At 72.2% G+C, this 12,428-nt stretch carries 13 protein-coding genes and 1 tRNA gene; 5 read left to right on the top strand and 9 right to left on the bottom strand.

Translation table 11 applies throughout. The features are described 5' to 3' along the window. Nucleotides 1-225 precede the first annotated feature (225 nt). On the bottom strand, nt 226-639 hold the full coding sequence (locus tag ASF47_RS11010) for a winged helix-turn-helix transcriptional regulator (protein ID WP_200919040.1): 414 nt from the start codon (nt 637-639) through the stop codon (nt 226-228). Between the two features lie 64 nt (nt 640-703). Between ASF47_RS11010 and ASF47_RS11005 the strand changes: the two genes are divergently transcribed. The 3 genes from ASF47_RS11005 to ASF47_RS10995 all read left to right on the top strand — a co-directional run bounded on the left by ASF47_RS11005 (nt 704) and on the right by ASF47_RS10995 (nt 2,561). Next, nucleotides 704-1,534, top strand: coding sequence for an SDR family oxidoreductase (locus ASF47_RS11005; protein ID WP_056864023.1), 831 nt, complete (start codon nt 704-706; stop codon nt 1,532-1,534). A 124-nt stretch (nt 1,535-1,658) separates the two neighbouring features. Beyond that, complete coding sequence (locus ASF47_RS11000) at nt 1,659-2,117, top strand: PaaI family thioesterase (RefSeq protein WP_056864022.1); 459 nt, start codon at nt 1,659-1,661, stop codon at nt 2,115-2,117. A 249-nt stretch (nt 2,118-2,366) separates the two neighbouring features. Continuing rightward, nucleotides 2,367-2,561, top strand: coding sequence for a hypothetical protein (locus ASF47_RS10995; RefSeq protein WP_056864021.1), 195 nt, complete (start codon nt 2,367-2,369; stop codon nt 2,559-2,561). A 165-nt stretch (nt 2,562-2,726) separates the two neighbouring features. Here the strand turns inward: ASF47_RS10995 and ASF47_RS10990 are convergent. The 6 genes from ASF47_RS10990 to ASF47_RS10965 form a co-directional block, all read right to left on the bottom strand. Then, nucleotides 2,727-2,800: transfer RNA gene (locus ASF47_RS10990), tRNA-Met, on the bottom strand. A gap of 96 nt (nt 2,801-2,896) precedes the next feature. Further along, nucleotides 2,897-5,956: a UPF0182 family membrane protein gene (locus tag ASF47_RS10985; protein WP_056864020.1), complete on the bottom strand. Its 3,060-nt coding sequence runs from the start codon at nt 5,954-5,956 to the stop codon at nt 2,897-2,899. Beyond that, the gene (locus tag ASF47_RS10980; protein WP_235558719.1) at nt 5,953-6,678 is read right to left on the bottom strand and encodes a PPA1309 family protein; all 726 of its coding nucleotides are present in this window, start codon (nt 6,676-6,678) and stop codon (nt 5,953-5,955) included. The genes ASF47_RS10985 and ASF47_RS10980 overlap by 4 nt, the downstream gene beginning before the upstream one ends. Further along, nucleotides 6,668-7,741, bottom strand: a complete 1,074-nt coding sequence (locus ASF47_RS10975; RefSeq protein WP_056864019.1) for a YlbL family protein — start codon at nt 7,739-7,741, stop codon at nt 6,668-6,670. The genes ASF47_RS10980 and ASF47_RS10975 overlap by 11 nt, the downstream gene beginning before the upstream one ends. 93 nt (nt 7,742-7,834) lie before the next feature. Next, nucleotides 7,835-8,107, bottom strand: a complete 273-nt coding sequence (locus tag ASF47_RS10970) for a hypothetical protein (RefSeq protein WP_056864018.1) — start codon at nt 8,105-8,107, stop codon at nt 7,835-7,837. Between the two features lie 82 nt (nt 8,108-8,189). After that, nucleotides 8,190-8,618 (bottom strand): molybdenum cofactor biosynthesis protein MoaE, encoded by a 429-nt coding sequence (locus tag ASF47_RS10965; RefSeq protein ID WP_056864017.1) that lies wholly within the window; start codon nt 8,616-8,618, stop codon nt 8,190-8,192. Nucleotides 8,619-8,685: 67 nt separating this feature from the next. Between ASF47_RS10965 and ASF47_RS10960 the strand changes: the two genes are divergently transcribed. Together ASF47_RS10960 and ASF47_RS10955 are read left to right on the top strand one after the other, a co-directional pair. Then, entirely contained in the window at nt 8,686-10,233 is a 1,548-nt protein-coding gene (locus tag ASF47_RS10960; protein ID WP_082500210.1) for a zinc-dependent metalloprotease, read from the top strand. Continuing rightward, nucleotides 10,230-10,862: an NUDIX hydrolase gene (locus tag ASF47_RS10955; protein WP_082500209.1), complete on the top strand. Its 633-nt coding sequence runs from the start codon at nt 10,230-10,232 to the stop codon at nt 10,860-10,862. Before ASF47_RS10960 ends, ASF47_RS10955 begins: the two co-directional genes overlap by 4 nt. Here the strand turns inward: ASF47_RS10955 and ASF47_RS10950 are convergent. Together ASF47_RS10950 and ASF47_RS10945 are read right to left on the bottom strand one after the other, a co-directional pair. Further along, nucleotides 10,790-11,362 carry a M48 metallopeptidase family protein gene (locus ASF47_RS10950; RefSeq protein ID WP_056864016.1) on the bottom strand — a complete coding sequence of 191 codons (573 nt, stop codon included), beginning with the start codon at nt 11,360-11,362 and terminating at the stop codon, nt 10,790-10,792. The genes ASF47_RS10955 and ASF47_RS10950 overlap by 73 nt on opposite strands. A 10-nt stretch (nt 11,363-11,372) precedes the next feature. Then, nucleotides 11,373-12,428, bottom strand: coding sequence for a PHP domain-containing protein (locus ASF47_RS10945; RefSeq protein WP_056864015.1), 1,056 nt, complete (start codon nt 12,426-12,428; stop codon nt 11,373-11,375).

Below are 12,428 nucleotides of genomic sequence, written 5' to 3'. Positions count from 1 at the left end.
GGTCGGACGGTTGAAGGCATCCGCCGGACTACGCCGTACCGCGCACTGCGTCCTCCACGATCAAGTCCGATTCGCTCAGGACTATCGCGGTCTCGAGCTAGCTGCGCTGCTCGAGCGGGAGCGTCGTGGTGTGAGGCCGTCTAGAGCTGGTCCTGCTCGCGGACGTGGGCTGATGACGGCTTGCACGGACGCCGCATCTCGGTCTCTCCGCCTGGGACGGGAGGGTCAGGGCTGCGGACTGGCGAGTGCCGCGGTGCGAGCGAAGTTGACCGCGAGGCGCTGCGGCGGGCCGTCGTCCTGCATCGCTGCTTCGAAAACTGGCTCGGGCACGTTGAGGGCCCAAGCGTTCATGGCTTCGAGGACGCCTCGAAGTTCCAGGCCCACGGGGGTGAGCTCGTAGACGACTCGCGGCGGGATCTCGGCGTACGCCGTGCGGGTCACCAGGCCGTGGGTCTCGAAGCGACGCAAGCGGCTGGTGAGCGTGTGTGCGCTGATGCCCGGCAGGGCCTGCATCAGCTCGGTGAAGCGCAGCGGTCCGTGCATCAACTCCCGCACGACCAGGGTGGCCCATGGGCCGTCGAGGAGCATCAGGAAGCGGGAAACTCCGCACTCGGGCACGCAGACCTTGTTGATCGTCACGATTCGCACGATATGCCATTACTGCAGTTGACGTAACCGATGTAGTAGATGCACTAATGGCCGCATGACCTATCTCGTCCACGGCGCCTCCGGCGCTCAAGGCTCTCCTGTCCTCTCTGCTCTGCGCGCCACCGGCCACGACGCCACCGCTGCGGTCCGTGACCCTTCCTCGATCGTCGGCGCGGCAGTCGCGGTCGACTACAGCTCGGTCGACTCCCTCGTCTCGGCTTACCGCGACGCGTCCGGCGTCTTCGTCCACGTCCCCGTCGGCAGCCCCCAGCACCAGTCCGAGGTGGCCAGCAACGTGGCGATCGCCCTGGCTCAGGCCGGTGTCCGCCGCGTCGTGATGTCCACCAGCGGCTACACGCTCGAGGCAGACAGCGGACCCGCGATCCTCGCCGCAGCGCTGGAGTCCTCAGGCGCCTCGTACGCGATCCTCGAGCCCAAGCTGTTCCTGGAGAACCTGCTGCTGCCCCCGGTCCTGGGACCGGCGCGCTCCGAGGGAGTGCTGCGTTACCCCGTGCGAGCCGACTACCCACTGTCGTGGGTCTCGCACCTCGACGTCGCGGACGCCGCCGTCCGGCTCCTCACCGACGCGTCGGTCACCGGACGCGTCACGATCGGTGCGCTGCCTGCGCTGCTCGGAAGCGACCTCGCCGATGGTTTCAGCACGTACTTCGAGACGCCCGTCGTGTTCGAGGCACAGGACCCCGAGGAGTTCGGACGACAGATCATCCCGATGTTCGGCGAGCAGGGCGCTCGCCCCGTCATCGACTCCTACGTGTGGCGTCAGACCCAGGCCTCCGAAGTGATCGACGAGGAGCCCTCGGCCCAGCGCCTCCTGGGACTCTCGCCACGCACCGTCGCACAGTGGCTCGAGGAAGCCGCCGTCTGAGCGCCACCCACTCGACGCCCGGACCGGCGGCTCTTTCGGCCGCCCCCTCGACCTTGTGATGGCCGGCGCACATGGTCGAGTCTGTGTGGGTCGCACCGGCCCGTCCACGACAGCGAGGTCACCTATGGCACCCGACAGGTCCCTGCAGGACGTCTACTTCCCGGAGCTGCGCTGCTTCGGGTGCGGCCCGGCCAATGCCGACGGTCTCCACCTGCGCAGCTTCGCCGACGGCGACGGCCGGGCGGTCGCCCGGTTCACCCCGTCGCCGCACCACGACAACGGTCTCGGCTACCTCAACGGCGGCATCATCGCGACCCTGCTCGACTGCCACTCGGCGGCGGTGGTCACGCACGAGGCGCACGAGCGCGGCTGGCCGCCGCTCCCGGGCGCCGCCCTGCCCTACGTGACCGCCGGGCTCGACGTCTCCTACCTGCGGCCCGCGCCGCTCGAGCACGCCGTCGAGCTCAGCGCGAGCGTCGTGTCGGCCACCGAGGCGGAGATGACCGTCGAGGTCGTGCTCGCCTGGGACGGCCGCGACCGCAGCCGGGCCACGGCCCTGTGGAAGCGCTGGCGACCGCGCTGACCGTTCGAGTCATCGAACCCGCGTCGCAGCTACAACGGCGGCCGAGGGAGCCCGATACGTGGGCCGCTGGCGGCATCACTGCTCAACCAGCGGCGTAGACGCCTGCGAGCCACGGGGCAACGACCCGTCACGAGAGGCCCACCGGCAATACGTTCGGGATTTCCTCGCCATGGTCGACCCGACGACGGGCTTCATAAAAGACAACTAGGGCCTTCGTCGCGCAAGCCCGCAGACCTGGCAGCGCTATCGATGGGTGACGACCTCGTGGCGAGGCTGACCGCTTGGAACACGGCCTACTCGGAAGACAAGGTGCCTATCGAAGGCTCGGGCGACGAGGCTTGGCTGAGCGAAGGCAAGCGTTTACTCGGCGAGGTCCGCTCTGCTTTGCAGGACCAGCACCAGGTGGTCGTGACTGAACCGTGGTGGGGTGAGGAGCCGACCTGAGCCATGACCGCTCATCGGCAGAGTCGAGCGTATCCGAGGAATCTCGTGGCACGGCGCCACGGCTGCCGGCATCGGCCAGAGCTTCGTGGCACGTTCGTGGCACGGCCCTAAAACCAGAAACCGCCGCTGACCTCATTCCTCAGGTCAGCGGCGGTTTCTTACTTGTAGCGGGGGCAGGATTTGAACCTGCGACCTCTGGGTTATGAGCCCAGCGAGCTACCGAGCTGCTCCACCCCGCGCCGGTGAACAGAACATTACAGACGTCGCCCGGGAGGCACAAATCGGGGCCCGGACGACGTCGTCCGGGCCCCGATCGGGTGCTGCTGGTGCTGCCGTCAGGAGGTCGGCGAGGCGCTCTCCGACGGGCTCGCCGAGGCGTCGGCCGAGGGCTCGTCGCCCGCGGTGTCGCCCCCGTCGGAGCCGTCGGAGCTGTCGGAGCCCCCCACGCCGCCGGGGCGCGACTGGGCCAGGGTGATGGCCTGGCTGATGAGGTCCTGGGCCTCCTGGTTCTGCGCCTGGTACTCCGCGAGGTCCTGCTCGGCCAGCGCAGCGTCGGCGGCGTCGAAGGCCTCCTGGGCCTGGTCGAGCAGCTGGGCGATCTGCTGGTCGACGGTGAGGTCCTCCCCGCCGCCGTTGCCGCCACCGTTGCCCCCGTTGCCCCCGTTGCCGCCGGGGTCGACCGGGTCGGGCAGCTCGGTGTCGTCGACGCCGAGGGCGACCTGGAGCGCGTCGGTGAGGCTGCGTCCGACGCCGACCTCGTCGCCGTAGGAGACCAGCACGAACTGCAGGATCGGGTAGCCCGAGCTCGACGCCGAGCGCACGGCGTAGACCGGCTCGATGTAGATCAGGCCGTCCTCCACCGGCAGCGTGAGCAGGTTGCCGAAGATCGGGTCGGAGGTGCCCTGGGAGTAGGGCAGCAGCGCGTCGCGCACGCCCTCGTCCTGGGCGAACTCGTTGGCGATGAGCCCGGGTCCGGGCGTCGTCTGGTCCTGCAGCTCCAGCACGCTGAGCTGGCCGTAGGTGTCCGACGTCGCGTCGGAGTCCACCGACATGAAGGAGGCGAGGTTGTTGCGCTCGAAGGGCACGAAGACCGAGGTCAGCGACCACTCCCCCTCGCTGGTGGTGCTGCCGTCCTGGTTGGCGAAGAGCCGGTAGGGCGGCTGCAGGCTGGTCGAGGCCGAGTTGGGGTCCTCCGGCACCTCCCAGCGGTCGTTGCCCTGATACCAGTCGTTGGCCTCGGTGACGTGGTAACGAGCGAACTGGTAGCGCTGGACCTTGAAGAGGTCCTCGGGGTAGCGCAGGTGCTCCATGAGCTCCTCGGAGATCGAGTCGTAGGGCTGGACGGTGCCCGGGAAGGCGCCCTCCCAGGCCCGCAGGATCGGGTCCTCGGTGTCCCACTCGTAGAGCGTCACGGTGCCGTCGTAGGCGTCGACGGTGGCCTTGACCGCGTTGCGCATGTAGTTGATCTCGTCGGTGGGGATCGGCTGCAGGCCCACGTTGTCCTGGAGCGAGTCGTCGATCATCGTGGCGAACGACTCCTTCTCCGCACCGGGGAACCGGTCGGTGGTCGTGTAGCCGTCGACGATCCACTGCACCCGACCGTCGATCAGCGCCGGGTAGGCGTCGCTGTCGATGGTCAGCCAGGGGGCGACCTTCTGGACCCGCTCGCTGGGGTTGCGGTCGTAGAGCACCTTGGAGTTCTCGTTGACCCGGCCCGAGAGCAGGAAGTTCGGCTCGCCGTACTTCACCGCGAACATCAGCTGGTCGAAGGTGTTGCCGATGTCGACGCCGCCGTCGCCGTCGTAGGTGGTGCGCTGGTCGGTCTCGCTGTCGTTGGCCAGGCCCAGCTCGACGTCGGCGTCGTCGGCGTCGGCCTTGCCAACCACCGAGTAGTCGGGGCTCTGCTCGCCGAAGTAGATCCGGCTCTCGTAGCCCTCGTCGCCGAGGTTGGACAGCGTGTCCTGGCCGGCCTGGTTGCCCTCGGCCCACACGATGCCGCCGTCGTTGTCCTCGCTGGCCGCGACCGGTGCGTTGGTGGCGGTGCGCTGGTTGGCGAAGGCGGCGATCAGGCCGTTGCCGTGGGTGTAGGTGGTGTGGAGGTTCGACCAGTTGCGGTCGCCGGCCGGGATGCCGGACTGGTCGAGCTCGCGCACGCCGAGCACGAGCGCGCGGTCGACGCCGTCGATCTCGTAGCGGTCGACGTCGAGCACGGGCGCCACCGAGTAGTAGGCGCGACCCTGCTGGGTCTGCTCGAAGGTGTCGCGCACCAGCCGCGGGTCGATGAGCGGCACCGAGGTGACCTGACCGTCGACCTGCGAGAAGTTGCCCGCGTCGGCGGTGGCGGTGCTCTGGTACTCGGTGGTCTGCACGTCCTCCAGGTCGTACGCCGTGCGCGTGGCGTCGATGTTGGCCTGGATGTACTCCTCCTCGCGGTCGGCCTCGGAGGGGTTGACCTGGAACTGCTGGACGATGCCGGGCCAGATGATGCCCAGCAGCACCGCCGACAGCGCGAGCAGCGCGATGCCCACCGACGGCAGCGTCCAGGTGCGGCGCCACACGTTGAGGAAGAACAGCACCGCGCAGATCACCGAGATGCCGATGAGGATGTTCTTGGCCGGCAGCACGGCGTTGGCGTCGGTGTAGGTGATGCCGGTGATCAGCCCGCCGGCGTCGGTGGCCAGGTCGAAGCGGTCGAGGTAGTAGTCGCCCGCCTTGGCCAGCACGAAGAGCCCGAGCAGCACCGAGAGCTGGGCCTGGGCGGCGCCGGTGAGGCGCTCGCTGGGCACCTGCAGGCGGATACCGCCGTAGAGGTAGTGCGTCAGCGCCGCGGCGAGCAGGGCGACCACGAAGGTCGCCATCGCGAAGTCGACGAGGTAGTGCAGCCACGGCAGGTCGAAGACGAAGAAGCCGGCGTCGCGGCCGAAGTGCTCGTCGTCGTAGCCGAACTCGCCGCCGTTGCGCCACAGCATGAAGGTGCGCCACTGCCCCGCGCCCGAGGTGCCGGCGAAGACCAGCAGCACCGCGCCGACGGCCAGCACGAGCCAGCGCCGGATCGGGTTGACGGCCTCGCGGTAGCGGTCGAGGCCGTTCTGGTCGGGCATGCTCACGAAGAGCGGGCGGGTGCGGAAGGCGATCACCACGTTGACACAGACCACGAGCGCCATGAGCAGCCCGAAGACCGCGAACATGCCGACCCGGGTCCACAGCACGGTGGTGAACACCGAGGTGTAGCCGACCGAGCCGAACCACAGCCGCTCGGTGTAGAAGCTGGCGAAGGCGGTCAGCGCGAAGAACGCGACCACCAGCACCGCGCCGGTGATCACCAGCGCGCGCGATCGACTCCGTGGCCTGGGCGGCGGGGAGCCCTGCTGCTCCTCGTCGTACGTCTCACTCACCGTGGGTCCCTCTCGTCACTGCGGTCGTTGCTCATGTCGGTACTCGTGTCGCTGCTGGTGTCGGCCGGGTCCGGGGCGGAGCCCGGGGCCGGGTCGGCGCCCGGTTCGCCGGGGTCCTCGAGGAGCGTGGCGGCCAGCAGCTCGACGAGCGCGGGCACGAGGTCGGCTCCCCCGACCACCTTGGAGTCGTCGTCGTGGCTGCGGAAGCGCATCGCGCAGTACGCCGACCCGTGCCGGGTCACCCCCGCGGCGATCCGCAGCTCCTGGCGCTCCGGATGGGTCCGGGCGAACTCGGCCGCCGCGTCGGGGTCGGACGGCACGTCGGCGTCGGCGCCCGGCGGCAGCACGAAGCGCTCGACGACCGCGGCGCAGCCGGCCACGTCGGCGGGCCACACGATGGTCTCGAGCACCTGCTCGAGCAGCTCGTCGGGGCGCAGCTGGTCCTGCTCGATCGCGGTCAGCGAGCCCTGCTCGGTGGAGGCGTCGAGGCCCATGGCCGCGGCGAGCGCCGGCTCGTGCTCGACCAGCTGGCCGGTGTCGACGAGGGCGAAGAGGTGCGCCGGCTGGTCCCAGCCGCTGGTGGCGACGTGCTGCTCGATCTCCAGCACGGCCGCGGCCAGCGCGGGGTCGACGTCGAGGTCGCTCAGGTCGTCGAGCAGGTCGTCGCCGGGAAGGTCGTCACCGGGCAGGTCGCCACCGGGAAGGGGGTCCTCAGGCGTCATCGGGCACGTCCTCACAGCTGGGAAGGGCGGCGTCGGGGTCCTCGACCCAGTCCTGGATCGCCGCGAGGGTGGAGTCGAAAGTGTCGGCGCGCAGCAGCCGGATGCCGTCGACGTCGGCGCCGAGGGCCTCCTCGCAGTTGTCCGGGGGCACGAGGAAGAGGGTGGCGCCGTCGTCGGCGGCGCCGGCGATCTTCTGCTGGATCCCACCGATGGGGCCCACCGAGCCGTCGAGGGCGACGGTGCCGGTGCCGGCGATGACCTCCCCTCCGGTCAGGGAGCCCTCGGTGAGGGTGTCGTAGATGCCCAGGCTGAAGACCAGGCCGGCGCTGGGGCCACCGATCTTGGGGTCGATGGCCACCGAGACCTCGAAGGGGAAGCGGTAGCCCTCGCCGGGCACGACGCCGATGCGGGGCTGGCCCTCGACCTCCTCCGGGGTGATGCTCACCTCGCGGCGCCGACCGTCGCGCTCGATGACGACGGCGAGCGGCTCGCCGGCCTCGGCGCCGGAGACGGCCGCGACGAGCTGACGCGGGGTGCGCACCGGCTCCCCGCCGACGCTGCGGATGATGTCGAGCGGCTCGAGCACGCCCTCGGCGGGTGTGCCCTCGTCGACGAAGTAGACCTTCACGGCGCGCTCGACGTCGTAGCCGAGCTTCTCCAGGGCCACGGCGGTGGCGACGTCCTGGGAGGTCACCATCGAGATGGCGCCCTGCTGCTGGTCCTCCTCGGCGCTCTCGTTGTCGGGGTGGATGAAGTCGTAGGGGTAGACGGCGTCCTCGGGGTCGGCCCAGGCCCGCAGCAGCGTGAAGAGGCTCGACCCGCCGGTCTGGCCGGGAGGTACCGCGGCCGAGACCGAGACGGTGGTCATGCGCAGCTGGCCGGTGTCGCGGTAGGTCTTGGCGCCGCGCACCTGGATCGTCTCGTTGCCCTCGGGCTGGGCGAGCACGTCGACGGTGGTGCCGGGGGCGTAGGTGCCGAAGGGCAGCCGCACCAGCGAGGTCACGAGGAACAGCGCGAGGACCAGCGGCGCGGCGATGAGCGCGGCGATGGAGCGCTGGGTCATGGCGCCAACTGTCTCATTGGTCACCAACCGTCCCGTCCACCGGCTCGCGTGCCGTGAGCCAGGGCGGACCGCCCGGTCGGTCGGGCGCTCGGGTCAGGACGCCCGGCGCGACTCGCCGGGGCGCTGCGAGGCCGCGGGCCCGCGGGGCGCGCGCGAGGGGCGCACGGCGATGCCGGTGCTCCGGTCGCGCTCGGGGGCGGGGGCGGCGTAGCCGGCGCGGTCGGGCCGGGCCAGCGCGCCGGCCATGCGCTCGAGGGCGGCCTCGCGGTCGACCTGCTCACGCGGCTCGCGACCCACCCAGCCGACCCAGGCCATGGCCAGGACGGCCACGACGGCGGCAGGCGCCAGCCAGAGCAGGATCTCCACCTGTGCAGGGTAGGTCGCCCGCGGGCCGCGGCGGCGCCGAAACGCCGGGCGCCGGCTCGGGCAGTGGTCGCCCGGGCACCGCTCAGGGGGTGCCGACCCACTCGTCGGTGCCGTCGACGAAGCGCTGGTGCTTCCAGATCGGCACCTCCGCCTTCAGCGTGTCGATCAGCGCCCGCGAGGCCGTGAAGGCGTCACCGCGGTGGGCGGCGACCGTGGCCACGACGACGGCGATGTCGCCGATGGCCAGCGACCCGGTGCGGTGCACCGCCGCCACGGCCTGGACGTCGTGGTCGGCGGCGACCTGCTCGCAGACCGCCTCGAGCCGCGCCAGGGCGGTGGGGTGGGCGCTGTAGTCGAGTCCCACGACACCCGCGCCGTGGTCGTGGTCGCGCACGCGGCCCACGAAGAGGGTCAGGCCCCCCGAGGTCGGGTCGTCGAGGGCGTCGAGCACCTCGGTGACGTCGAGCGGGTCCTCGCGCAGGGCGGCCAGGCGGACGGCGGGATGAGCCATGGGCGCGACCCTACTCACTGTCCCACTCACCGCCGGCGGGTTGGGGCTCACGGCGTACCGTGGGGCCATGAGCAACGACTCCGGCGACACCCCGAACGACTCCGGGAACGGCCCTGACGACAGCGGTCAGAACCCGTTCAAGGGCACGCCGTTCGAGCAGTTCTTCAACCAGCTCGGCGGGATGGGCGGGGGCGGCGGCGCCACGCCCGGCGGCTTCGGGTTCGGCTTCGGCACCGGCGGCTCCGGCGCGAGCGGTGGCGGAGCGGGCGGGGCTGGCGGCTTCCCCGGGTTCCCCGGCATGGGCGGCCCCGGCGGCATGCCCGACCTCAACCAGCTGTTCGGCCAGATCCAGGCCATGATGCAGCCCTACGACGGCCCGCTGAACTGGGACGTCGCCCTCGACACCGCCCGCAAGGCCGTCGCGCAGCAGCCCGACCCCTCGCCCACGCAGCGCCAGAAGGACGCCGTGGCCGACGCCGTGCGCCTGGCCGACCACTGGCTCGACGACACCACCGCCTTCCCCTCCGGCGTCACCTCGACCGCCGCCTGGAGCCGCGCGGAGTGGCTGGTCGGCACCGTCGAGGTGTGGAAGGTGCTCGTCGAGCCGGTCGCCAAGCAGACCGTCGACTCGTTGAGCTCCGCCCTGCCCGAGGAGGCCCGCGCGGCCTCCGGCCCCCTCCTCGGCATCATCGGCAAGGCCGTGGGCGTCATGCTCGCCAGCCAGGTCGGCTCCGGCCTGGGCGCGCTGGCCTCCGAGGTGCTCACCGCCTCCGACGTCGGCCTGCCCCTGGGCGCCGCCGGGCGCGCCGCCCTCGTGCCGGCCAACGTGGAGGCCTTCGCCGCCGGCCTCGACGTCAGCACCGACGACGTCCTGCTCTACCTCGCGCTGCGCGAGGCCGCCCACCAGCGGCTCTTCGCCCACGTGCCGTGGCTGCGCGAGCACCTGCTCGGCGCCGTCACCGCCTACGCCCGCGGCATCGAGATCAACGCCGAGGCCATCCAGAGCCGCATCGAGGAGCAGATGCGCGGCGTCGACCCCACCGACCCCGAGTCGATGCAGCGCCTGCTCGAGGGCGGGCTCTTCGACATGCCCAAGTCCCCCGCCCAGGAGGCCGCGCTGCTGCGCCTGGAGACGACGCTGGCCCTGGTCGAGGGCTGGGTCGACGAGGTCGTCGGGCAGGCCACCGCCGAGCGCATGCCCGCCGCGGCCAAGATGCAGGAGGCCGTACGCCGCCGCCGCGCGGCCGGCGGCCCGGCCGAGGACACCTTCGCCTCGCTGGTCGGCCTCGAGCTGCGCCCGCGCCGGCTGCGCGACGCCTCGACCCTGTGGGGCTCGCTGCGCACGCGTCAGGGCACCGAGGCCCGCGACGGGGTGTGGATGCACCCCGACCTGCTGCCCAGCGCCGCCGACCTCGACGACCCGCTGGGCTTCCGCGAGGACGCCGCCGCCCCGGCCGAGATCAGTGAGTCGGACTTCGACGCCGAGCTGGCCAAGCTCCTCGACGGCGACCTGCCGGACGGTGACCAGCCCGGTGACCAGCCCGGTGACCAGCCCGGTGACCAGCCCGGTGACCAGCCCGGTGACCAGCCCGGTGACGGCCCGACCCCGGCGTGAGCCTGCACGCCGACGCGCTCGCGGCCCTCGAGGCCTGGGCGGCGCCCGACGCCGCCCAGGAGGCGCTGCGAGTGCGCTACGTCGCCCACCTGCGCGCCCATCACGACGGTCTGGAGCGCGGCTGCCGGCCCGACCACCTCACGGCCAGCACGCTCGTGCTCGACCACGACCGCGCCCACGTGCTGCTCACGCTGCACGCCAAGGCGCGGGAGTGGTTCCAGCTCGGCGGCCACTGCGAGCCCGGTGACGCCACGCTGGCCGGCGCCGCGCGGCGCGAGGCCACCGAGGAGTCGGGGCTGCGCGACTTGGTCCTCGACCCGGTGCCGGTGGAGCTGAGCGAGCACCCCGTGCCGTTCTGCGGCCCGCGCGACGGGGTGCTCGTGCACCACCTCGACGTGCGCTTCGTCGCCGTGGCCGCCCCCGGCGCGCAGGTCGCGGTCAGCGAGGAGTCGCTCGACCTGCGCTGGTGGCCGGTCGACGCGCTGCCGTCGGGCCCCGACGGGCGACCCGACCCCGACATCGCGGCCCTCGTGGCCCGCGCCCTGCACCGGGCGGGTCAGTCGACGCCGTCGGCGCTGCCGTCGGCGGGCGGCTCGACCCGCGCCGCGGCCGACCAGCCCAGCAGGTAGCCCTTGGCCCGCTCGGCCTGGGGGTAGCGGTCGACCCACGCCCAGAAGCGGGCGTCGTGGCCGGGCTCCAGCAGGTGGGCCAGCTCGTGGACCAGCACGTAGTCGATGACCCACGCCGGCATCCCCTGCAGCCGCGCCGAGAGCCGGATCGAGCGGTCGCCCGGCGTGCAGGAGCCCCAGCGCGAGCTCTGGTTCTCCACCCACCGCACCGTGTCGGGCACGGCCATGCCGCCGAGGTAGCGGTCGTTGAGCGACACCGCCCGGGTCCGCAGCTCCTCGTCGCTGGGCAGGCGGCGGCGCTCGGCGCGCTCGAGGCGGGCCAGCATGGTCTCCACCCACTCGGCCTCCTCGCTGGGCGAGAGGGTGTCGGGCACGAGCACGACGATCCGGTCGCCGTCGCGGTAGGCCGAGACCGTGCGCCGGCGCCGCGTCGAGCGGCGTACCTCCACGTCGGGGCGCGCCCGCGAGCCCGCGGGGTCGCTCGTCGGCGGCGGTGACATGGACGACAAGTTAAGCCTTGGCGCCCGCCCAGGCGAGGAGGCGCTCCCGGGGCCAGGTCGTCACGATCCGCTCGGGGTCGATCCCCGCGGCCTCGGCGCGCTCGGCGCCGTGGTCGAGGAAGTCGAGCTGGCCAGGGGCGTGGGCGTCGCTGTCGATGGAGAAGAGGCAGCCGATGTCGCGGGCCAGCTCCAGCAGCCGGGTCGGCGGGTCGCGGCGCTCCGGGCGGGAGTTGATCTCGACCGCGACGTCGTGCTCGGCGCAGGCCTCGAAGACCGCCCGGGCGTCGAACTGCGACTCCTTGCGGGTCCCCCGCCCGCCGGTCACCAGCCGGCCGGTGCAGTGGCCGAGCACGTTGGTCCAGCGCTGACCGACCGCCGCCACCATGCGGCGGGTCATCGCGTCGCCGTCCATGGCCAGCTTGGAGTGCACGCTGGCCACGCGTACGTCGAGCCGCGCCAGCATCGCGTCGGTCTGGTCGAGCGAGCCGTCGTCGAGGATGTCGACCTCGATACCCTTGAGCAGCGTGAAGCCGCCGGCGGGTCCCCCGAGGTGGTCGTTGACCGCGTCGACCACGTCGAGCTGGCGGGCCAGCCGCTCGGCGCTGAGGCCGCGGGCCACCTTCAGCCGTGGCGAGTGGTCGGTCAGGACCTGGTACTCGTGGCCCAGCTCGATGGCGGTGAAGGCCATCTCCTCGATCGGCGAGCCGCCGTCGGACCAGTCGGAGTGGGAGTGCAGGTCACCGCGCAGCAGCGCGCGCAGCTCCTGCCCGCCCGTCGCCAGCGGACCCGCGTGCTCGGCCTCCAGCCGCGCCAGCCGCTCCGGCCGGATCCCGCGCACGGCGTCGGAGACCACCGCGGCGGTGCTGGAGCCGATGCCGGGCAGGTCGGTGAGGGTGCCCTCGTCGACGGCCCGGGCGACCTCGTCGTCGTCCATCGTGAGCAGCGTGGCCACGGCCCCGCGGTAGGCCTTGACCTTGTAGGTGTCCTCCCGGCCCCGCTCGAGCAGGAAGGCGATGCGGCGCAGTGCCGCGACCGGGCCGTCCGTGTAGGCCCCGTCCTCGGCCAT

It is taken from the genome of Nocardioides sp. Leaf285 (assembly GCF_001422955.1).
In the GTDB taxonomy this organism is placed as follows: domain Bacteria; phylum Actinomycetota; class Actinomycetes; order Propionibacteriales; family Nocardioidaceae; genus Nocardioides; species Nocardioides kribbensis.
Note: the sequence above shows the minus strand (reverse complement) of the source record. Positions and strands in the feature narration are given on the sequence as shown.